Consider the following 21,446-nt stretch of genomic DNA (forward strand, 5'->3'; position numbering starts at 1 on the left):
GCGGCACGGCGGGCCTCGGCCCGGCCGCCGTAGGCGCGCTCCTCACTCCCCGGGTCAGCGGACTCCGACCCCGGGGAACGGGACCCATAGGAATCGGCAGGGGACCCGGTGGCGCCTCGCGGTGCCGCACGGCGGCCGGAGGACGGACCGGACTGGCCGCGTCGGGCCGCGGCACGTCCGCCTCCCTGCGGCTGCGGCGGTTTGCGACGGTGCTCGCTCATCGAACGATTACTCCTCGGGCAGGCGCACCCGTGCGCGCCTGGAACGGCGGCTGATTTCCGGTCCCCCCGAAGTACGGATGTGGTCGGTCCTGCATTCACCCGTACTGCACCGGGGACGACGACGCTCCCCAGGCATCACGCGGTTCCCGGTGGTGTGCATGCCGCACAGACTACGCACCACCAAAACGCGCCGAGCTCCGAAGTTCACCCCAAAACAGGCAAGTTGCCTCCAACGAAACGGTGATGTGATCCCGTTCACCACCGTCCCCCTTGTCGCGTGCGAGAGGCCGTTCTATCGTGCTGATGTATCGAGTCGATACATCAGCATGAGATAAAGATGCTGCCAGGCGGTGCGAGACCTGTGGGACGGACCTGCGGGACGAGAGGAGGCGACGATGAGCCGGCGCTCCGGCATTCTTGAGTTCGCCGTGCTCGGCCTGCTCCGGGAGTCCCCGATGCACGGCTACGAGCTGCGCAAACGACTCAACACGTCACTGGGTGTGTTCCGCGCGTTCAGTTACGGGACGCTCTACCCCTGCCTCAAGACGCTGGTCACCAACGGCTGGCTGATCGAGGAACCCGGGAACACTCACGACGACGCCCTCGCCGCTCCCCTCGCCGGACGCCGCGCCAAGATCGTTTATCGGTTGACCGCGGAAGGCAAGGAGCACTTCGAGGAACTGCTCTCGCAGACCGGTCCCGACGCGTACGAGGACGAGCACTTCGCCGCACGTTTCGCCTTCTTCGGGCAGACCTCGCGCGATGTGCGCATGCGCGTCCTGGAGGGCCGGCGCAGCCGCCTGGAGGAGCGCCTGGAGAAGATGCGCGCCTCCCTGGCACGCACCCGGGAGCGCCTCGACGACTACACACTTGAGCTCCAGCGCCACGGGATGGAGTCCGTGGAGCGCGAAGTGCGCTGGCTGAACGAGCTCATCGAGAGCGAGCGGGCCGGGCGGGACCTGAGGGGTTCCGCGTCCGGGGGGCCCGCTCAGCAGGACACCACCACTGGATCGACGGGCGGCCTGCCCCGTTCCGGGGACACCCCGCGGACGGATACGCCCGACGACACCGCCACGTGAGTCCCAGTCAGGGCCTCACTCGTACACACAGGGAGCAACCGGAATGGGTTCGGTTCGCGTAGCCATCGTCGGCGTGGGCAACTGCGCCGCGTCGCTGGTGCAGGGAGTCGAGTACTACAAGGACGCCGACCCGGCGTCCAAGGTCCCCGGCCTGATGCACGTGCAGTTCGGTGACTACCACGTCCGCGACGTCGAGTTCGTCGCCGCGTTCGACGTCGACGCCAAGAAGGTCGGTCTTGACCTCGCGGACGCCATCGGCGCCTCCGAGAACAACACCATCAAGATCTGCGACGTCCCCACCACCGGTGTCACCGTCCAGCGCGGCCACACCCTCGACGGCCTCGGCAAGTACTACCGCGCCACCATCGAGGAGTCGGACGCCGAGCCGGTCGACGTCGTCCAGGTCCTGAAGGACAAGCAGGTCGACGTCCTGGTCTGCTACCTGCCCGTCGGCTCCGAGGACGCGGCGAAGTTCTACGCCCAGTGCGCCATCGACGCCAAGGTCGCCTTCGTCAACGCCCTCCCGGTCTTCATCGCCGGCACCAAGGAGTGGGCGGACAAGTTCACCGAGGCCGGTGTGCCGATCGTCGGTGACGACATCAAGTCCCAGGTCGGCGCCACCATCACGCACCGCGTCATGGCGAAGCTGTTCGAGGACCGCGGTGTCATCCTCGACCGCACGATGCAGCTGAACGTCGGCGGCAACATGGACTTCAAGAACATGCTCGAGCGCGAGCGCCTGGAGTCCAAGAAGATCTCCAAGACGCAGGCCGTCACCTCCCAGATCCCCGACCGGGACCTCGGCGAGAAGAACGTCCACATCGGCCCGTCCGACTACGTGGCCTGGCTGGACGACCGCAAGTGGGCCTACGTCCGCCTGGAGGGTCGCGCCTTCGGTGACGTCCCGCTGAACCTGGAGTACAAGCTGGAGGTCTGGGACTCCCCGAACTCCGCCGGTGTCATCATCGACGCGCTGCGCGCCGCGAAGATCGCCAAGGACCGCGGCATCGGTGGTCCGATCCTCTCCGCCTCCTCGTACTTCATGAAGTCCCCGCCGGTCCAGTACTTCGACGACGAGGCCCGCGAGAACGTCGAGAAGTTCATCCGCGGTGAGGTCGAGCGCTAAGACGCCCGGCGCCGCTCGCACGAGAACGCTCCTGCCAGGGCTGTGAAGGTCCCCGGGTCCCCCGACCCGGGGACCTTCCGCATGTGTGAGGGTGTGACCCATGCCCGTCGTCCGTGACCTGCGCGTCCTGCTGCGCCTGAACAACTTCCGGCGACTGCTGTACGTCCGCCTCCTGTCCCAGGGCGCCGACGGCGTCTATCAGGTCGCGCTCGCCGCGTACGTCGTCTTCTCCCCGGAGAAGCAGACCTCGGCCGCCGCGATCGCCTCGGCTATGGCGGTCCTGCTGCTCCCCTACTCACTGGTCGGACCCTTCGCCGGCGTCCTGCTGGACCGCTGGCGCCGCCGGCAGGTCTTCGTGTACGGCAATCTGCTGCGCGCCCTGCTGGCCGCGGCCACCGCCGCGCTGATGCTCGGCCATGCTCCCGACTGGCTCTTCTACGTGTCCGCGCTGTGTGTCACGGCCGTCAACCGCTTCGTCCTCGCCGGGCTGTCCGCCGCCCTGCCACGCGTCGTCGACACCGAGCGCCTGGTGCTGGCCAACTCGCTCTCCCCGACCGCCGGCACCCTCGCCGCGACCGTCGGCGGAGCCCTGGCCTTCGGCGTCCGGATCGTCGCATCGGACTCCGACGCGGCGGTGGTGCTGCTCGGCGCCCTCCTGTACCTGTGCGCGAGCCTCGCGTCCCTCCGCCTGGCACCCGACCTGCTGGGCCCCGACCGGCACCCGGCCCGGCCCCGTCTCGGCGCGGCGCTCGCCACGACGGCGCGCGAACTGCTGGCCGCCATGCGACACCTGGCCACGCCGAGGCGCAGGGAAGCGGCCTGGGCTCTGGGCGCGATGACCCTGATGCGCTTCTGCTACGGCGCCCTCCTCGTCCTGCTGCTCATGCTCTGCCGCTACGCCCTGGCCGACACTTCCGAGGAAGGGCTGCGGCTCCTCGGGGCAGCGCTGGCGTTGTCCGGCGCGGGATTCTTCGCGGCGGCCGTGGTGACGCCGTGGGCGGCGGGCCGGCTCGGCCCCATCCGCTGGATCATCGTGTGCTCCGGCGCGGCCATGGTGCTGGAACCCGCCCTGGGTCTGCCCTTCGCGGCCGGGCCCCTCATGGTCGCGGCCTTCGTTCTGGGCCTGATCACTCAGGGCGCCAAGATCGCCACGGACACGATCGTCCAGTCCTGCGTCGAAGACGAGTTCCGTGGCCGGATCTTCTCCGTGTACGACGTGCTCTTCAACGTCGCTTTCGTCGGCGCCGCTGGAGTGGCGGCCCTGATGCTCCCGCCGGACGGCCGATCGGCCGTGCTGGTGACTCTCGTCGCCGTCCTCTATGGCGTGATCGCCGCGGGGCTGGCCCGCTTCGCGCGCCGGTAGACAAAGCGAGGGGCGATGTTTCACGTGAAACATCGCCCCTCGGAGCCTCCGTCACTGGCGGCTGTTTCACGTGAAACATCGCCCGGACCGACTTAGCCCTGCTCGGCCCACCACTCCTTGAGCGCCGTCACCGCGGTGTCGCGCTCCATCGGCCCGTTCTCCAGCCGCAGCTCCAGCATGTGCTTGTACGCCGTGCCGACGGCCGGGCCGGGACCGATCCCCAGGATCTCCATGATCTGGTTGCCGTCGAGGTCGGGGCGGATCGCGTCGAGCTCCTCCTGCTCCTGGAGCTGGGCGATGCGCTCCTCCAGGCCGTCGTAGGCCCGGGACAGGGCGACCGCCTTGCGCTTGTTGCGCGTGGTGCAGTCGGAGCGGGTCAGCTTGTGCAGGCGGTTCAGCAGCGGGCCCGCGTCGCGCACATACCGGCGGACCGCCGAGTCGGTCCACTCGCCGGTTCCGTAGCCATGGAAGCGCAGGTGAAGTTCGACCAGCCGTGAGACGTCCTTCACCAGCTCGTTGGAGTACTTCAAGGCGGTCATGCGCTTCTTGGTCATCTTGGCGCCGACCACCTCGTGGTGGTGGAAGGAGACCCGGCCGTCCTGCTCGAAGCGCCGGGTGCGCGGCTTGCCGATGTCGTGCAGCAGCGCGGCCAGCCGGAGGGTGAGGTCCGGGCCGTCCTCCTCGAGCGCGATCGCCTGCTCCAGGACGATCAGCGTGTGCTCGTAGACGTCCTTGTGCCGGTGGTGCTCGTCCCTCTCCAGTCGCAGTGCCGGCAGCTCGGGCAGGACATGCCCGGCGAGTCCGGTGTCGACGAGCAGGCTCAGTCCCTTGCGCGGGTGCGCGGAGAGGATGAGCTTGTTCAGCTCGTCCCTGACCCGCTCGGCGGAGACGATCTCGATCCGCCCGGCCATCTCCGTCATGGCGGTGACGACCTCGGGAGCGACCTCGAAGTCCAGCTGGGCGGCGAACCGGGCGGCCCGCATCATGCGCAGGGGATCGTCCGAGAACGACTCCTCGGGCGTGCCCGGTGTCCGCAGGACATGCGCCGCGAGATCCTCCAGTCCACCGTGCGGGTCGATGAACTCCTTCGCCGGGAGCGCCACGGCCATCGCGTTGACCGTGAAGTCGCGGCGGACCAGATCCTCCTCGATGGAGTCGCCGTACGACACCTCCGGTTTGCGCGAGGTGCGGTCGTACGCCTCGGACCGGTAGGTGGTGATCTCGATCTGGTAGCCGCCCTTGTGCGCGCCGACCGTGCCGAAGGCGATGCCCACCTCCCATACGGCGTCCGCCCAGGGTCGGACGATCTTCAGTACGTCCTCGGGGCGGGCGTCGGTGGTGAAGTCCAGGTCGTTGCCGAGCCGGCCGAGCAACGCATCGCGGACCGATCCGCCGACCAGGGCGAGCGAGAAGCCCGCCTCCTGGAATCGACGGGCGAGATCGTCGGCGACGGGGGCCACCCGCAGCAGCTCGGCGACCGCGCGCTGCTGCGCCTGGCTCAGGGCGGAGGGAGTGTCTTCGTTCGGGTTCGGCACAACAGAAGAGGGTACGTGCCCCGCGCGACCGGGGGCGCCCCGATAACGCGGTGCGGACAGCTCCCGGTATATCCGTGCAAGCGCTGCTCTTGCGGCGTACGGCCACTCTCCCCTCGATACTGGATATAGGGGACGGGTCACGGTTGTTCTTCGATCTTGTGGAGGAGACCGCGGCACTTCCCTTCAGCGCGCATCGTTACCATGCGTGGACGCACATTCCGACGACCACTGACGACGACGAGGGACGGGCGAGCGCGTGGCCGAGGCGGCTGACTTCCAGGGGACCAGTGCCTCACCTGCCCGCCGGTGGCTGCGGCGCGCCGGAGCACTGCTCGCGGGGGCGCCACTGCTGACCGGTCTGCTCCAGCTGCCCGCCGCCGGGCCGGCGCAGGCCGACTCGTCCGGCGCGGTGTCCGTCTCCCTGGACTCGCTCAGCCCCAGTGCCCCCACGGACGGCGACACGGTCACCGTCTCGGGCACGGTGACGAACAACGGCAAGCGGGCCGTCACCGACGCCCATGTGGGCCTGCGGGTCGGCCCCCAGCTGACGAGCCGCTCGGAGATCGATTCCGTCGCCCGGCACTCCGACGAGCCGCAGAGCGGCGCCGGCACCGAGGTCGGCGACAAGTACGAGGAGAAGTTCGACAAGCTGGCCCCCGGGGTCGCCGAGCACTTCACGATCTCCGTGCCCGTGGACAAGCTCGACCTCGGCGACGACGGGGTCTACGAGTTCGACGTCACCCTGTCCGGTCAGACGTCCGCCCAGGCATGGGACCAGGTGCTCGGCATCCGGCGGACGTTCCTGCCGTGGCAGCCGTCGGAGGCCGACACCAAGACCAGGACGTCGTTCCTGTGGCCGCTGATCTCCACGGCCCACCTGACGGCGAAGACGGGCGCGGGCGAGCTGCAGACGCCGGAGTTCCTCGACGACGACCTCGCCAAGGAGCTGGCCCCCGGCGGCCGGCTGGCCCAGATGGTGGACCTGGGCAAGGACCTCGACGTCACCTGGGTGATCGATCCCGACCTGCTCGCCTCGGTCGACGCGATGGCCGCGGGCAACTACCGGCTCCAGGGTGCCGACGGCACCAGCACGCCCGGCCCGCGCGAACACCAGGCGGTCGCCAAGCAGTGGCTGGCGGCCCTGCAGAAGGCGGTGGCCGGCAAGGAGGTCGTCGCCCTGCCGTTCGCCGACCCCGACCTGGCCTCCCTGGCCCACAACGGCACCAGCGTCACCGGCTCGCTCAGCCACCTCAAGGACGCCACCGACGTCGCCGCGATCACCGTGAAGACCGTGCTCCATGTCACACCGAGCACCGACTTCGCCTGGCCGGTGAACGGCGCCGTGGACCCGTCGATCATGAAGGTGGCGACCTCCGCCGGCGCCGACCGGGTGATCGCCCGCAGTGACAGCCTCCAGGAGACCGGCGGACTGCCGTACACGCCGTCCGCCGCCCGCCCGGTCGGCGGAGGCACCACGGCGGTCGTCGCCGACGCCCGGCTGTCCACGGCGTTCGGGGGCGACCTCACGAAGGCGGGCTCGGCCACCCTCGCCGTCCAGCGGTTCCTGGCCCAGAGCCTGGCGCTGAACGCACAGACGGACAAGCAGCGCAGCATCGTCGTCGCCCCGCAACGCATGCCGACGGCGACGCAGGCGCAGGCGATGGCGACGGCGCTGAAGGCGCTCCAGGGCGGCACCTGGTCCCAGTCGCAGGACCTCTCCGCGGCGGCCAAGGACAAGCCCGACCCGGGCGCCACCACGCGCATCCCCCCGCGGTCCGCCTACCCCTCCTCGCTGCGCCGGCAGGAACTGCCGAGGGCGGTCTTCGACCAGATCGCCCGCACCCAGGACAAGCTCGACAACTTCCGGGTGATCCTCTCCGACCAGTCCCGCGTCGTCACGCCCTTCGGGCGGGCCATAAACCGTGAGATGTCCACGTCCTGGCGGGGGCGGAAGGGCGAGGCGGCCGGCTATCGCGACGGTGTCGAGGCATGGATGGACGACCTGTCCAAGCAGGTCAAGCTGATCGACAAGTCCGAGACCAAGCTCTCGGGCCGGAGCGCGACCATCCCGGTGACCGTCCAGAACAACCTAGTCCAGCCCGTCGGCCATCTGGTGCTGCGGCTCACCTCCACCATGCCGACCCGCCTGAAGATCGGCGACAAGGCGTACTTCGAGCAGCGCGTCGACGTCTCCGGCGGCCACAGCCAGTCCGTGAAGTTCACCACCTCGGCCAACGCCAACGGCCGGGTGACGGTCCTCGCCCAGCTGTACACCGAGGACGGGCAGCCCTACGGCGACGCCGTCAGCTTCGACGTGAAGGTCACCGAGGTCACGCCCACCGTGATGCTGGTCATCGGCGGCGGCGTCCTGCTCCTCGTGCTCGCCGGATTCCGCATGTACAGCCAGCGCAAGCGCGCGGCCGCCCGGCAGGCCGGCGAGGACGGCCCCGGCACCGCCGGGGAGGACGCGGGCGGGCCCGGGAACCCGGAGGGGTCCGGCGACCGTCTCCCGGAGGAGTCCGACGCCGTCTCCGGGGCCGACGACCCGGAGCAGCCGAGTGACCCTGCGCCGGACACCGCACCGGAAAGCGCCGACCCGTCCGGGACGGGTGAGAGAGTGGACCGTTGAGCGATGTCGTGGCCGGTGGGCCCGGGACGATGAGGTGGGGTAAGCATGAACGCGCCGTACGACGGTGACCGCGGTCAGGGCGCGGCCGGCTCGGGCTACCCCGAGCCGCCGCCCGAGCCCGGCCAGGTGCCGCCGCAGCACGCGGCGGACATGTACCTCCAGGACGCCTACGAGCAGGACCCCTACCGGGCGCGCGACCTGGCCGCCCAGGACCCGGTCGCCGAGGCGCTGTACGACCGTGCCGCGCACCCGCCGCCGCCCCCGGGCACCTACGACCAGCAGCAGCCGCTCTACGCCCCGCCCGCCCAGTCGCCCTACGCCCCCGACCCGAACGTGTGGGCGCAGACCCCGGCGCCGGAGCCGGGGAGCACGACCCCGTACCTGCCCTATGGCGAAGACCCGCGCACGACCCAGTTCGTGGGCGTGGACGACCTGGTCACCCACTCCGGCGAGGAGTACCACGAGCCGGACGCCTTCGCGCACCTCTTCAAGGACCAGCAGCACGGTGGCGCCCAGGCGTCCATGGATCCCCCGGCCGTTCCGGGGCCCGCCGCGGCGCCGGGCGGTGGGTACGGCCCCGCCGGCCAGTACCCGCCGCAGCACGGTCAGTACCCGCAGCAGGGCCACCCGTACGCAGGCGCCGGGCACCCGGCCGGTCCGGGCACCGGGTACGCGGCGCAGTCCCAGGTGCCCGCTCCGGCCCAGGCCGCGGATCCGGCGGGGTCGCCCGGGCTGGTCGAGCCGGGAGCCACCACGGCCGGTGACACGGCCGCTCCCGCCAAGAAGGGCGGACGGGCCACCGGGCTGCTGAAGTCCAGTGCGGTCATGGCGGCGGGCACGATGGTCTCCCGCCTCACCGGCTTCATCCGCTCCGCGCTGATCGCCGCCGCGCTGGGCCTCGGCTTCCTCGCCGACTCCTTCCAGGTGGCCTACCAGCTGCCGACGATGATCTACATCCTCACCGTCGGCGGCGGTCTGAACTCCGTGTTCGTGCCCCAGCTGGTGCGCTCGATGAAGGAGGACGAGGACGGCGGCGAGGCCTTCGCCAACCGGCTGCTGACCCTCGTGATGGTGGCCCTGGCCGCCCTGACCGGACTCGCGATGTTCGCCGCGCCCCTCCTGGTGCGGCTGCTCGCCAACCCGGTGGCCAGCAACCCGGCGGCGAACGAGGTCGCGGTCACCTTCACCCGTTACTTCCTGCCCTCGATCTTCTTCATGGGCATCCATGTGGTCATGGGTCAGATCCTCAACGCGCGCGGGAAGTTCGGCGCGATGATGTGGACCCCGGTCCTCAACAACATCGTCATCATCGTGACGCTCGGCATGTTCATCTGGGTCTACGGCACCGCCGCCAACTCCCACATGGACGTCACCACCATCCCGCCGGAGGGCCAGCGCCTGCTCGGCGCCGGTGTGCTGCTCGGCCTGGTCGTCCAGGCCCTGGCGATGATCCCCTACCTGCGCGAGACCGGTTTCCGGATCCGGCTGCGCTTCGACTGGAAGGGCCACGGCCTGGGCAAGGCCGCGATGCTCGCCAAGTGGACGGTCCTGTTCGTCCTCGCCAACCAGGCGGGCGCCATGGTGGTGACCCAGCTGTCCACCGCCGCAGGCAAGGACTCCGGGCTCAAGGGGGCCGGCTTCGCCGCCTACGCCAACGCCCAGCTGATCTGGGGCCTTCCGCAGGCCATCATCACCGTCTCCCTGATGGCCGCCCTGCTGCCGCGCATCTCGCGCTCGGCCGCCGAGGGCGACGCGGGCGCCGTCCGCGACGACATCTCCCAGGGGCTGCGCACCACCGCGGTCGCCATCGTGCCGATCGCCTTCGGGTTCGTCGCGCTCGGCATCCCGATGTGCACGCTCATCTTCGGCTCCGCCGGCACCGGCGCGGCCACCAACATGGGGTACATGCTGATGGCCTTCGCCCTCGGTCTGATCCCCTACTCCGTGCAGTACGTCGTCCTGCGCGCCTTCTACGCCTACGAGGACACCCGCACCCCCTTCTACAACACGGTCATCGTGGCCGCGGTCAACGCCGGCGCCTCGGCCCTGTGCTACTTCCTGCTGCCGGCCCGCTGGGCCGTCGCCGGCATGGCCGCCGCCTACGGCCTCGCCTACGCCATCGGGGTGGGCGTCGCCTGGCGCCGGCTGCGCCAGCGACTCGGCGGGGACCTGGACGGCTCCCGGGTGCTGCGCACCTACGCGCGGCTGGGTATCGCCTCCCTCCCGGCGGCCCTCCTCAGCGGCGCGGCCTGCTACGGCATCGGACACACCCTCGGACTGGGCGTCGTCGGCTCCTTCGCCGCGCTGCTCGCCGGTGGTGTCGTTCTGTTCGGCGTCTTCTTCGTCGCCGCCAGGCGGATGCGCATCGAGGAACTCAACTCGCTCGTCGGTATGGTGCGCGGGCGTCTGGGGCGTTGAGGCGGGGGTAGGCGCACAACCATCGTCCGCCGCTGTGTGTCGTGCATAGCGGCGGACTGTGGGCACAATTGGTTTCGGCGTCGGACAGCGTGCAACGGATGGGGAGGCAGGGACGACGGTGGCGGAACGGAGCACGGCTGCCGTCGACGTGGCAGACAACAGCGGTGAGCAACCGCTGACCGCCAAGGCGGACCAGTCCACGGCCGACGGGGTGGCCAAGAACCCGGAGCGGGACACGGACAGCGTGGAGGCACAGGGGAGCGGCGGAACCGAAGGTCCCGGACGGAAGACTTCGTCTCCGGAGTTGCACAGCGGTCACAAGCTCGCCAGACGTTACCGGCTGGAGGAGTGCGTCACCCGTCTGGACGGATTCAGCAGCTGGCGTGCGGTCGACGAGAAACTCCGTCGTGCCGTCGGTGTCCACGTACTGCCCGCGGACCACGCACGGGCCCGCGCCGTCCTCGCCGCCGCCCGTTCCTCAGCACTCCTCGGCGACCCGCGCTTCGTCCAGGTCCTCGACGCCGTCGAGGACAACGACCTCGTCTACGTGGTCCACGAGTGGCTGCCCGACGCCACCGAACTGTCCACACTGCTCGCCGGCGGCCCGCTGGAGCCGCACGACGCCTACCAGATGGTCAGTCAGGTCGCCTCCGCCATGGCCGCCGCACACCGGGAGGGCCTGGCCCATCTGCGGCTGAACCCGAACGCCGTGCTGCGCGCCTCCACCGGCCAGTGGCGCATCCGGGGCCTGGCCGTGAACGCCGCCTTGCGGGGCATCAGCTCCGACACCCCGCAGCGCACCGACACCGAGGCGATCGGCGCCCTGCTGTACGCGGCACTGACCCAGCGCTGGCCCTACGAGAGCGACGCCTACGGTCTGTCCGGTCTCCCCAAGGACATCGGCCTCATCCCTCCGGACCAGGTGCGGGCCGGTGTGCACCGCGGCCTGTCCGAACTCGCCATGCGCGCCCTCGTCAACGACGGTGCCACGGCGTCCCGGCACGAGGCTCCGTGCACCACGCCGGAGGAGCTGGTGAAGGCGATCGGTGAGATGCCGCGCATCCGCCCGCCCGAGCCGGCGTTCACGGCGCCTCCGGAGTACCAGCGCACGACCTATCAGCAGGGCACCTACGGCCGCCCGGCCCCGCACCCGGGGGTCACGCAGCCGATGGCTCCCCCGCCGCCGCCGTTGCAGAGCCGCACCGGGAAGGCCCTGAAGTGGGCCGTGTCGGCCCTGCTCATCGCCGCCCTGGGTCTGGGCAGCTGGCAGCTGGCGGACGCTCTGATGGACCAGGGCGGGAAGTCGGACGACACCAACAAGAGCCAGACGACGGACGGCGGCGACAAGAACGCCCTGAAGCCGAAGCCGACGCCCATAAAGATCCAGAACGGCCAGGAGTTCGTCGCCAAGGGGGACGCCCAGAGCCCCGGCAACGTCCCCAAGACGTACGACGGCGACACCTCGACGTACTGGAAGACCAAGAGCTTCAACGAAGGTCCGACGATCGCGCCGTTCAAGCCGGGCGTCGGCATCGTGTACGACCTCGGCTCGGCCAAGCAGCTCAGCACGGCCACCGTCGACCTCCGTTACGGCGGTGACCACACGACGGTCGAGCTCTACGCCGCGGATTCGCTGTCCCCGGCCTCGCTCGATTCCATGACGAAGATCGGCAGTGTGACGACGACGGGGACCACGGCCACGGTGAAGGCCACCAAGTCGGTCAAGACGCAGTACGTGCTCGTCTGGCTGACGGCCGTGCCCAACTCGGGGTACGACTCCACGCTGTACGCCAGTGCCGGCTACAAGCAGGCCATCGGCGAAGTGAAGTTCACGGGCTGACGTCTCACCCGGACCGGAGGGGCAGATGACGGACGGCGCCGGCTACGACGGGGTGGGCGACCGCGACCTGCTCGCCCGCCACGTGGAAGGCGACCCCGAGGCCTTCGGCGAGATCGTACGGCGCCACCGGGACCGGCTGTGGGCGGTCGCCCTGCGGACCCTGGGGGACCGCGAGGAGGCCGCTGACGCCGTCCAGGACGCCCTGGTGTCGGCCTACCGGGCCGCCCACACGTTCCGGGGGCAGTCGGCCGTCACGACGTGGCTGCACCGGATCACGGTGAACGCCTGCCTGGACCGGGCCCGGAAGGCGGCCTCGCGGAAGACGGCCCCGGTCGACGACACCGAACGACTGGAGCAGCTGCTGGAGCCGTACGAGTCCGCCTCGGAGCCGGCTGAGCGGAAGGACGTGCACCGCCAGCTCCTCGAAGCGCTCGGTACCCTTCCGCCGGAGCAACGGGCCGCTCTGGTCCTGGTGGACATGCAGGGCTACCCCGTGGCGGAAGCCGCACGGATCCTCGATGTCCCGACGGGGACGGTGAAGAGCCGGTGCGCCCGGGGCCGGGCCAGGCTGCTGCCGCTGCTCACGCACCTACGGCCCGAAGGGACCCCGGAGACGCGACCGGCCGGTACCGGGGGCGGTAAAGAAGCCGGCCCGGAACGGAACCGGGGGCAGGGGTCATCCGTCCCACCGGCAACGGGGTCACCGAGCGGGCATCCCCGGGACACGGGTCCGAGTGATACAGCCGTAGTGAAGGGCGGAGGTGGGCGAGCGTGACTTCCACGACAGACACGGCCGGGCACCCGGACGTCGCGGAGATCTCCGACCTCACCGAGGGCCTCCTTCCGCCGGACCGCAGCACCGATGTACGGCTCCATCTGGACGGCTGCACGGCATGCGCGGACGTCCACGCGTCGCTGGAGGAGATCCGGGACCTACTGGGATCCGTGCCCGCGCCGGAGCGCATGCCGGACGACGTGGTCGAGCGCATCGGCGCCGCCCTTGCAGCCGAGGCACCACAGAACCTGGGCGGCGAGGACACCGCAGACGATGTTTCACGTGAAACATCGCCCACCGCTACCCAGCCCGACGTCCACTCCACTGCTCCTGCCGCTGATCACCCCGTCGACCGCCCCGCCGGACGCCCGCGCGCGGGGACCGGCCCTGGGCGCAAGGGACCACAGCGTGGGCGGCGCCGTGGCCGGCTCGTCCTGGGCGCCGTTCTCACCGCCGCGGTGCTGGGTGCCGGAGGCCTCATCGTGAAGTCGCTCGGGGACACCACCGACCACACGACCGCCCACGGGACACCGAGCATCTCCGCCGACACCTTCTCCGGCGACAGCGTGCAGAACCAGGTGCACACCCTCCTCAGCACCAAGAAGAGTCTGCCGCCGGACACCGTGAAGCCTCGGCTGGGCGGAAACGGCGGCTCGGACACACCCGGATCGACCCAACGCCCCAACACCCTCCTTCAGACCACGGTTCCGGTCCCCGACTGCGTCCGGCGAGCGCTCAACCCGAGCACCGACGTCCTGGCCGCCAAGACGGGAACGTACACGGGGAAGGCGGCCTACCTCGTCGTCGTGGCCGACGCACACGACAGCAAGCGGGTCACCGCCTACGTGGTCGACGCCGCCTGTGTGCACCAGCAGACGGCTTCCGCCGGCACGGTCCTGCTGAAGCAGTCCGTCGCTCGTCACTGAGCCGGCTGGAACACTCCTTCGGTCGTTCCTGGGCAGGCGTGTGCCGGGGCACACCGGGAATGCAGGGCCCGTAGGATCCGTTGGGTGGGGTGAGAGCTCCGAAAGGAGCTCCCACCGGTCGACTGACGCAGACCAGAGACGAGGAATCAAGCCGTGAGCGACGTCCGTAACGTGATCATCATCGGCTCCGGGCCCGCAGGCTACACGGCGGCGCTCTACACCGCCCGTGCGTCGCTGAAGCCCCTGGTGTTCGAAGGAGCCGTCACCTCGGGTGGCGCGCTGATGAACACCACCGAGGTGGAGAACTTCCCGGGCTTCCGCGACGGCATCATGGGCCCCGAGCTCATGGACAACATGCGCGCCCAGGCCGAACGGTTCGGCGCGGAGCTGATCCCGGACGACGTCGTCTCCGTCGACCTCACCGGTGAGATCAAGACCGTCACCGACACCGCGGGCACGGTCCACCGGGCGAAGGCCGTCATCGTCACCACCGGCTCCCAGCACCGCAAGCTGGGCCTGCCGAACGAGGACGCCCTCTCCGGCCGCGGCGTCTCCTGGTGCGCCACCTGTGACGGGTTCTTCTTCAAGGACCACGACATCGCCGTGATCGGTGGTGGCGACACCGCGATGGAGGAGGCCACCTTCCTCTCGCGGTTCGCCAAGTCCGTGACGATCGTCCACCGCCGGGACACCCTGCGCGCCTCCAAGGCGATGCAGGAGCGCGCCTTCGGCGACCCGAAGATCAAGTTCGTCTGGGACAGCGAGGTCGCCGAGATCCACGGCGACCAGAAGCTCTCCAGTCTGACCCTGCGCAACGTCAAGACCGGCGAGCTGTCCGAGCTGCCCGCGACGGGCCTGTTCATCGCGATCGGCCACGACCCGCGCACCGAGCTGTTCAAGGGCCAGCTGGACCTGGACGAGGAGGGCTACCTGAAGGTCGCCTCCCCGTCCACCCGCACCAACCTGCCCGGTGTCTTCGCCGCCGGCGACGTGGTGGACCACACCTACCGCCAGGCGATCACCGCGGCCGGCACCGGCTGCTCCGCCGCCCTGGACGCCGAGCGCTTCCTCGCCGCCCTCGCGGACGAGGAGAAGGCGGAGCCCGAGAAGACCGCCGTCTGACCTTCCCTCTCCCTCACCCCACCGCACGACCAAGGTAAGGAGCCCACCGTGGCCGGCAACCTGAAGACTGTGACCGACGACTCCTTCGATCAGGAGGTCCTCAAGAGCGACAAGCCCGTCCTGGTGGACTTCTGGGCGGCGTGGTGCGGCCCGTGCCGTCAGATCGCCCCGTCCCTGGAGGCGATCGCCGCCGAGCATGGCGACAAGATCGAGATCGTCAAGCTCAACATCGACGAGAACCCGGGCACGGCCGCCAAGTACGGCGTGATGTCCATCCCGACCCTGAACGTCTACCAGGGCGGCGAGGTTGCCAAGACCATCGTCGGCGCCAAGCCCAAGGCCGCGCTTCTCCGTGACCTCGAAGAGTTCATCACCAAGTGACGTTTCACGTGAAACATGAAGGGGCCGACCCGCAAGGGTCGGCCCCTTCATGTTGAGCCCTCTCCGCTACAGCGGCCTCAGCGCGGGCTCCTTCTGGACCGCCCCCAGGAGCCGGTCAAGTGCCATCTCCACGTCTTCCTTCCAGGAGAGCGTGGATCGCAACTCCAGCCGCAGCCGGGGATGCGTGGGGTGCTGCCGCACCGTCTTGAAGCCCACGGCCAGCAGATGCTCGGAGGGCAGCAGACAGGCGGGCTCCTTCCAGTGGGAGTCGCCGAAGGCCTCGATCGCCCTGAAGCCCCGGCGCAGCAGATCCTTGGCGACCGTCTGCACCAGCACACGGCCCAACCCCTGTCCCTGGTATCCCGGCATGACGAAGCCGGTCATCAGCTGAACGGCGTCCGGCGAGACCGGACTCGTGGGGAAGGCTGTCGAGCGAGGGACATAGGCCGGCGGTGCGTAGAGGACGAAGCCCGCCGGTACGTCGTCGACGTACACCACCCGGCCGCACGACCCCCAGTCCAGCAGAACGGCGGAGATCCAGGATTCCTTCTCCAGCGCGGCCGTGCCCGCCTTCACCGCCGCTTCACCGCTGACGGGGTCGAGCTCCCAGAAGACACACGAACGACAAGGGTGGGGAACGTCCTGAAGGTTGTCCAGTGTGAGCGGCACGAGCCGACGCCCCATGAAGGCTGATCCTCGCTTCCTTCGCCCGCCGCATCGCGAGCGGCTGCCCCCGTCTTTCCACTCACAGATGCAGACGCTGTCCGGTGGATGTGCCCTATCTGATCGCATCGTATCCACGATCCGATTCACTCGATACCGCCTCAAAGCAAAGAGCGGACCGTGTTCCGGTACACACCGGACACGGTCCGCTCCGCTGCTCACGGGGGCGACACCGCCCGAGGATCAGTCGTGCGTCTCCTCGCCGTCGCTCTCCTGAAGGCTCTTCTGAAGGGCCAGCTTCTCTCCCGGGGCGAGCGTGCTGAGGATCCTCTCCAGATCATCCGCGGAGGCGAATTCCACGGTGATCTTGCCCTTCTTCTGGCCCAGCTCCACCTTCACCCGCGTTTCGAAGCGGTCCGAGAGCCGGGTGGCCAGTTCGCTCAGCGCCGGCGAGGGCAACGACCCGGCCCGGGGCCCTCGGGAGCGCGACGCCTTCTGAGGCCGGGAGCCCATCAGCGTCACGATCTCTTCCACGGAACGTACCGACAGCCCCTCGGCCACGATCCGGTGTGCCAGCCGGTCCTGCTCCTCGGAGTCCTCCACGGCCAGCAACGCGCGGGCATGCCCGGCCGAGAGGACTCCGGCCGCCACCCGCTTCTGGACGGTCGGCGACAGCTTCAGCAGACGCAGTGTGTTGGAGACCTGCGGACGGGACCGGCCGATCCGGTCGGCCAGCTGGTCGTGCGTGCAGTTGAAGTCCTTCAGCAGCTGGTCGTAGGCGGCGGCCTCTTCGATCGGGTTCAGCTGTGCGCGGTGCAGGTTCTCCAGCAGCGCGTCCAGGAGGAGCTTCTCGTCGTCCGTGGCCCGGACGATGGCCGGGATGGCTTCCAGGCCGGCCTCGCGGCATGCGCGCCAGCGCCGCTCACCCATGATCAGCTCATAGCGGCCGGGACCCAGCTGCCGTACCACGACGGGCTGCAGCAGACCGACCTCCTTGATGGAGGTGATCAGTTCCTGGAGCGCGTCCTCGTCGAAGATCTCACGCGGCTGGCGTGGGTTCGGCGTGATGGCGTCCAGGGGGATCTCGGCGAAGTGGGCGCCCACCGGAGATGCGGGCACCTCCGCGGCCGGGCTCGCCGGAGCAACCTCTGTCTCCTGTGCGACCGGCGGCAGTGTGGCCACCTTCGCAGCGGCCACCCCGCGGTCGGTCGTCAGCACCGGAGCGGCTCCGGAGGAACTGGATCCTCCACCCCCCATCGCCGCCGGAGCCGGTGCCTTCTCCGTCGGGGCAGCGGGGATCAGTGCGCCGAGACCACGGCCCAGACCCCTCCGTCGCTCGCTCACTGGATCCCCTCCACCATGCTCTGGTCTTTCTGGGCGCCGATATGGGCCTGGCTCGCGTCGTAGCTGACGCCGATGCCCTTCAGCGCGATTTCTCGGGCCGCCTCAAGATACGAGAGGGCGCCGCTCGATCCTGGATCGTAAGTCAGCACCGTCTGCCCGTAACTCGGTGCCTCGGAGATACGGACGGAGCGGGGAATGCTCGTCCGCAGCACCTCGTCACCGAAGTGGTTGCGCACCTCTTCCGCGACCTGGGAGGCAAGGCGCGTCCGGCCGTCGTACATGGTGAGCAGGATGGTCGACACATGCAGGGCGGGGTTGAGGTGCCCCCGCACCAGGTCGACGTTGCGCAGGAGTTGGCCGAGGCCCTCCAGGGCGTAGTACTCGCACTGGATCGGGATGAGTACCTCGGCGCCCGCGACAAGCGCGTTGACCGTCAACAGGCCGAGCGACGGCGGGCAGTCGATGAGGATGTAGTCCAACGGCTGCTCATACGCCTGAATGGCCCGCTGGAGCCGGCTCTCACGGGCCACCAGAGACACCAGCTCGATCTCCGCACCGGCGAGATCGATGGTGGCGGGGGCGCAGAAGAGGCCTTCGACATCTACGACCGGCTGGACGACCTCGGCGAGAGGCTTGCTTTCGACCAACACGTCGTAGATGGACGGAACGTCGGCGTGGTGGTCGATCCCGAGGGCCGTGGACGCGTTGCCCTGCGGGTCGAGGTCGATCACCAGGACACGGGCACCGTGCAGAGCCAGGGAAGCGGCAAGGTTGACGGTCGTCGTCGTCTTGCCCACGCCACCCTTCTGGTTGGCGACCACGATGACTCTGGTCTGCTCCGGTCGAGGCAGACCTTCGCCGGCGCGGCCGAGAGCCTCCACCGCCAGTTGGGCCGCACGACCGATGGGAGTGTCGTCCATCGGAGGCGGTGTTTCACGTGAAACATCCGCCCCCATCGACTCGGTACGGGGACCGGGGACCGGATCGGTCATCGGTCCCGCGATGTTGGCGTCGGACCGCAAGGATTCACTCTCCTCGACTTCAGGCTCGCAATGAACAGAGCCTCCCATGTCTTCGGGGTCGTGAACCAGTGAGGCCTGGTCTTCTGTGGAGAAATCCACCTCTGTGGACAACTCCGTGCCCTCGGAGGGGGGCGGAGTCGCCGGGTAAGGGGCCGGAGTGTCCGGGACGGGGACCTCTCCCAGGGAACCGAGAGGCTTCCGGTCGCGAGGTTCGGCCGCGGCGCGGCCACGACTGATGATGCCGTGCAGCAGTGAGCGACGTTTCACGTGAAACACGATGCACAGCGGCTGCGACCGGACCGTTGCGACACTCCGACTTGCGCGGGTTTGGCAGCTTGTGTGGAGTACGTCTCGCCGTCAGGACGGATCAGCGACGCCGGCGAGTCCGTCCCGTCCGGGCCGCCTTCGCCCGCTTGGCGGCGAAGCGGACGCCGCCCGGGCTCTCACCGACCTCGACCCGCACCACCGTCGACAGCGGATCCACAATGCCCTCACCCACGTGGAGGATGGACGTCTCCACCGCACCCAGCTTGCTGAGCGCCGCAGCGGAGGCCTTCAGCTCCTCCTCGGCGGTGTCGCCCTTGAGCGCGAGCATCTCGCCGTACGGCCGCAGCAACGGGATGCCCCAGGTCGCCAGGCGGTCGAGCGGGGCCACGGCACGGGCGGTCACCACATGGACCGGCTGAAGCTTGCCCAGGACCTCCTCGGCACGGCCGCGCACCACGGTGACGTGGTCCAGACCGAGGAGCTCCACCACCTCCGTGAGGAAGTTGGTGCGCCGCAGCAGGGGCTCCAGCAGCGTGATGTTCAGGTCGTCACGGACCAGGGCCAGCGGGATGCCCGGCAGTCCGGCGCCGGAACCGACATCGCACACCGTCACCCCTTCCGGGACGGCCTCGGAGAGCACCGCGCAGTTCAGGAGGTGCCGCTCCCACAGACGGGGCACTTCCCGCGGGCCGATCAGGCCGCGCTGCACACCCGCCTCGGCGAGCAGTTCCGCATAGCGGACCGCATCGGCGAAGCGATCACCGAACACTTCGCGCGCCTGCTCGGGCGCGGGGGGAAGCTCCGCTGCCTCCGTCACGGGGACCGTCCTTCCGTACAGCGCCGGCGCTTCGCGCACCGGCCACCAGAACTACCAGGCTGACAAAGTTCGGCCCCGCCTGCTCAACAGACGGGGCCGGTGGAACGGGAGAGCCGATCAGGCGGGCAGCACGACGACGAACCGCTGCGGCTCCTCGCCCTCGGACTCACTGCGCAGCCCCGCGGCCTTGACCGCGTCGTGCACGACCTTGCGCTCGAACGGGGTCATCGGCTTGAGCTTCACGGGCTCGCCGCTGCTCTTGACGTCGGCGGCGGCCTTGGCACCCAGCTCGGACAGCTCGGACCGCTTCCTGGCCCGGTACCCCGCGATGTCCAGCATCAGCCGGCTGCGGTCGCCGGTCTCCCGGTGCACCGCCAGGCGCGTCAGCTCCTGCAGCGCCTCCAGCACCTCGCCGTCCCGGCCGACCAGCTTCTGCAGGTCGCGGCTGCCGGTGTCGCTGATGATCGACACGGAGGCGCGGTCCGCCTCGACGTCCATGTCGATGTCGCCGTCGAGGTCGGCGATGTCCAGCAGACCCTCCAGGTAGTCCGCCGCGATCTCACCCTCCTGCTCCAGGCGGGTGAGGGTGTCTGCACCCTCGGCAGCGGCGGAGGTGGTGCCTTCCGTCACGGGATGGGCTCCTTCTTACTTCTTGGACGGGGACTTGGGCCGCTGCGGGCCACCCTTGCGCTGGCCGGACTGGGCCTTGCTGCGGGTGCCGGAGCCGGGCTTCTGGGGCTGCTTGGCAGCAGCGGGCTTGGTGTCCTGCGGCTCGTCGGACTTCTCCAGCGAGGTGGGCTCACCCGCCTGCTTGGGCCCGGACTGGCGCTGGGCCTTGGTCTGACGCTTGGGCTGCTGGCGCCGGGCGGTGGCGGCCGTGGCGGTGTCGGTGACCGCGCCTTCCTCGGTCTGCGCCGCGGCCTGGACCGTGCTCTGCGCCACAGTGCCGTCGGCCTGGGCGGCGAGGCCCGCCTTGTTCAGCGCGTTGATGAACTTGCGCTCGAACTCGTTCCGGTCGCGGCCCTTGGCGACGATCGCCTTGATGATGACCTTCTCGCTGCGCCGGCGGATCTTGCCGTGCTGCGTGACGTGCTTGGCCAGGCGCTCCAGGTACGCGGCCTGGGCCTTGGAACCCGGGGTCGGGTTGTTGTGGATGACGTACATCTGCTGGCCCATGGTCCACACGTTGGTGGTCAGCCAGTAGACGAGGACACCGACCGGGAAGTTCACACCGAAGACGGCGAACATGACCGGGAAGACGTACATCAGCATCTTCTGCTGCTGCATGAACGGCGTCTTCACCGTGGTGTCGACGTTCTTCGTCATCAGCTGGCGCTGCGTGTAGAACTGCGACGCCGACATCAGCACGATCATGATCGCGGTGACGACACGGACGTCGGTCAGCGAGGCGCCGAGAGCGGTGATCTGGCTCTCGCTGCTGAAGAACTTGGCGGCCAGCGGAGCGCCGAAGATGTGCGCGTGACGGGCGCTGGCGAGCAGCGGCTCGTTGATGACACCGATGGTCTTGCCCGTCGCGATGCCGTTGAGCACGTGGTACAGGGCGAAGAAGAACGGGGACTGCGCCAGGATGGGAAGGCACGAGGAGAGCGGGTTGGTGCCCGTCTCCTTGTACAGCTTCATCATCTCTTCGGACTGACGCTGCCGGTCGTTCTTGTAGCGCTCCTGGATCTTCTTCATCTCCGGCTGGAGCGTCTGCATCGCGCGCGTCGACTTGATCTGCTTCACGAAGAGCGGGATCAGGCAGATGCGGATCAGGATCACCAGGGACACGATGGACAGGCCCCAGGCCCATCCGGTGTCAGGGCCGAACAGCGCCCCGTACACCTTGTGGAACTGGACGATGACCCAGGAGACGGGCCAGGTGATGAAACTGAAGAGGCTGGCAATCGTGTCCACT

At 69.5% G+C, this 21,446-nt stretch carries 17 protein-coding genes; 10 read left to right on the forward strand and 7 right to left on the reverse strand.

Annotated elements, in window-relative coordinates:
- The first annotated feature begins 616 nt into the window (after window positions 1–616).
- The 3 genes from AB0946_RS08905 (at window position 617) to AB0946_RS08915 (ending at window position 3,789) form a co-directional block, all read left to right on the forward strand.
- Window positions 617–1,300 (forward strand): helix-turn-helix transcriptional regulator, encoded by a 684-nt coding sequence (locus AB0946_RS08905; RefSeq protein WP_366759891.1) that lies wholly within the window; start codon window positions 617–619, stop codon window positions 1,298–1,300.
- 43 nt (window positions 1,301–1,343) lie between these two features.
- Entirely contained in the window at window positions 1,344–2,426 is a 1,083-nt protein-coding gene (locus AB0946_RS08910; RefSeq protein WP_014673757.1) for an inositol-3-phosphate synthase, read from the forward strand.
- Window positions 2,427–2,526: 100 nt separating this feature from the next.
- The gene (locus tag AB0946_RS08915; RefSeq protein WP_366759892.1) at window positions 2,527–3,789 is read left to right on the forward strand and encodes an MFS transporter; all 1,263 of its coding nucleotides are present in this window, start codon (window positions 2,527–2,529) and stop codon (window positions 3,787–3,789) included.
- Window positions 3,790–3,881: 92 nt separating this feature from the next.
- Here AB0946_RS08915 and AB0946_RS08920 read toward each other — a convergent pair whose 3' ends face one another.
- Window positions 3,882–5,324, reverse strand: coding sequence for a CCA tRNA nucleotidyltransferase (locus tag AB0946_RS08920; RefSeq protein WP_366759893.1), 1,443 nt, complete (start codon window positions 5,322–5,324; stop codon window positions 3,882–3,884).
- Window positions 5,325–5,580: 256 nt separating this feature from the next.
- Here AB0946_RS08920 and AB0946_RS08925 point away from each other — a divergent pair, with 256 nt between their 5' ends.
- The 7 genes from AB0946_RS08925 (at window position 5,581) to trxA (ending at window position 15,415) form a co-directional block, all read left to right on the forward strand.
- Window positions 5,581–7,953: a DUF6049 family protein gene (locus AB0946_RS08925; RefSeq protein ID WP_366759894.1), complete on the forward strand. Its 2,373-nt coding sequence runs from the start codon at window positions 5,581–5,583 to the stop codon at window positions 7,951–7,953.
- 45 nt (window positions 7,954–7,998) lie between these two features.
- Window positions 7,999–10,371, forward strand: coding sequence for a murein biosynthesis integral membrane protein MurJ (murJ, locus tag AB0946_RS08930; protein ID WP_366759895.1), 2,373 nt, complete (start codon window positions 7,999–8,001; stop codon window positions 10,369–10,371).
- Between the two features lie 118 nt (window positions 10,372–10,489).
- Window positions 10,490–12,211: a protein kinase family protein gene (locus tag AB0946_RS08935; RefSeq protein WP_366759896.1), complete on the forward strand. Its 1,722-nt coding sequence runs from the start codon at window positions 10,490–10,492 to the stop codon at window positions 12,209–12,211.
- Window positions 12,212–12,236: 25 nt separating this feature from the next.
- Complete coding sequence (gene sigM, locus AB0946_RS08940; protein ID WP_366759897.1) at window positions 12,237–12,986, forward strand: RNA polymerase sigma factor SigM; 750 nt, start codon at window positions 12,237–12,239, stop codon at window positions 12,984–12,986.
- Complete coding sequence (locus tag AB0946_RS08945; RefSeq protein ID WP_366759898.1) at window positions 12,983–13,912, forward strand: hypothetical protein; 930 nt, start codon at window positions 12,983–12,985, stop codon at window positions 13,910–13,912. The genes sigM and AB0946_RS08945 overlap by 4 nt, the downstream gene beginning before the upstream one ends.
- Window positions 13,913–14,065: 153 nt before the next feature.
- Window positions 14,066–15,034 carry a thioredoxin-disulfide reductase gene (gene trxB, locus AB0946_RS08950; protein ID WP_366759899.1) on the forward strand — a complete coding sequence of 323 codons (969 nt, stop codon included), beginning with the start codon at window positions 14,066–14,068 and terminating at the stop codon, window positions 15,032–15,034.
- Window positions 15,035–15,082: 48 nt separating this feature from the next.
- Window positions 15,083–15,415 carry a thioredoxin gene (gene trxA, locus AB0946_RS08955; RefSeq protein WP_014673766.1) on the forward strand — a complete coding sequence of 111 codons (333 nt, stop codon included), beginning with the start codon at window positions 15,083–15,085 and terminating at the stop codon, window positions 15,413–15,415.
- A gap of 66 nt (window positions 15,416–15,481) precedes the next feature.
- Here the strand turns inward: trxA and AB0946_RS08960 are convergent, their stop codons facing one another.
- The 6 genes from AB0946_RS08960 to yidC all read right to left on the reverse strand — a co-directional run bounded on the left by AB0946_RS08960 (window position 15,482) and on the right by yidC (window position 21,445).
- Window positions 15,482–16,099, reverse strand: coding sequence for a GNAT family N-acetyltransferase (locus tag AB0946_RS08960; RefSeq protein WP_366759900.1), 618 nt, complete (start codon window positions 16,097–16,099; stop codon window positions 15,482–15,484).
- Between the two features lie 222 nt (window positions 16,100–16,321).
- Complete coding sequence (locus AB0946_RS08965) at window positions 16,322–17,422, reverse strand: ParB/RepB/Spo0J family partition protein (RefSeq protein WP_366759901.1); 1,101 nt, start codon at window positions 17,420–17,422, stop codon at window positions 16,322–16,324.
- A complete protein-coding gene (locus tag AB0946_RS08970; RefSeq protein ID WP_171159892.1) occupies window positions 17,419–18,492 on the reverse strand; it encodes a ParA family protein in 1,074 nt (357 codons plus the stop codon). Before AB0946_RS08970 ends, AB0946_RS08965 begins: the two co-directional genes overlap by 4 nt.
- A 319-nt stretch (window positions 18,493–18,811) precedes the next feature.
- Entirely contained in the window at window positions 18,812–19,528 is a 717-nt protein-coding gene (rsmG, locus tag AB0946_RS08975) for a 16S rRNA (guanine(527)-N(7))-methyltransferase RsmG (RefSeq protein ID WP_366759902.1), read from the reverse strand.
- Between the two features lie 117 nt (window positions 19,529–19,645).
- Window positions 19,646–20,158: a R3H domain-containing nucleic acid-binding protein gene (locus AB0946_RS08980; RefSeq protein ID WP_366759903.1), complete on the reverse strand. Its 513-nt coding sequence runs from the start codon at window positions 20,156–20,158 to the stop codon at window positions 19,646–19,648.
- A gap of 15 nt (window positions 20,159–20,173) precedes the next feature.
- Entirely contained in the window at window positions 20,174–21,445 is a 1,272-nt protein-coding gene (yidC, locus tag AB0946_RS08985; protein ID WP_366759904.1) for a membrane protein insertase YidC, read from the reverse strand.
- Window position 21,446: the final 1 nt, after the last annotated feature.

It is taken from the genome of Streptomyces sp. NPDC046870 (assembly GCF_040704595.1).
In the GTDB taxonomy this organism is placed as follows: Bacteria; Actinomycetota; Actinomycetes; order Streptomycetales; family Streptomycetaceae; genus Streptomyces; species Streptomyces argyrophylli.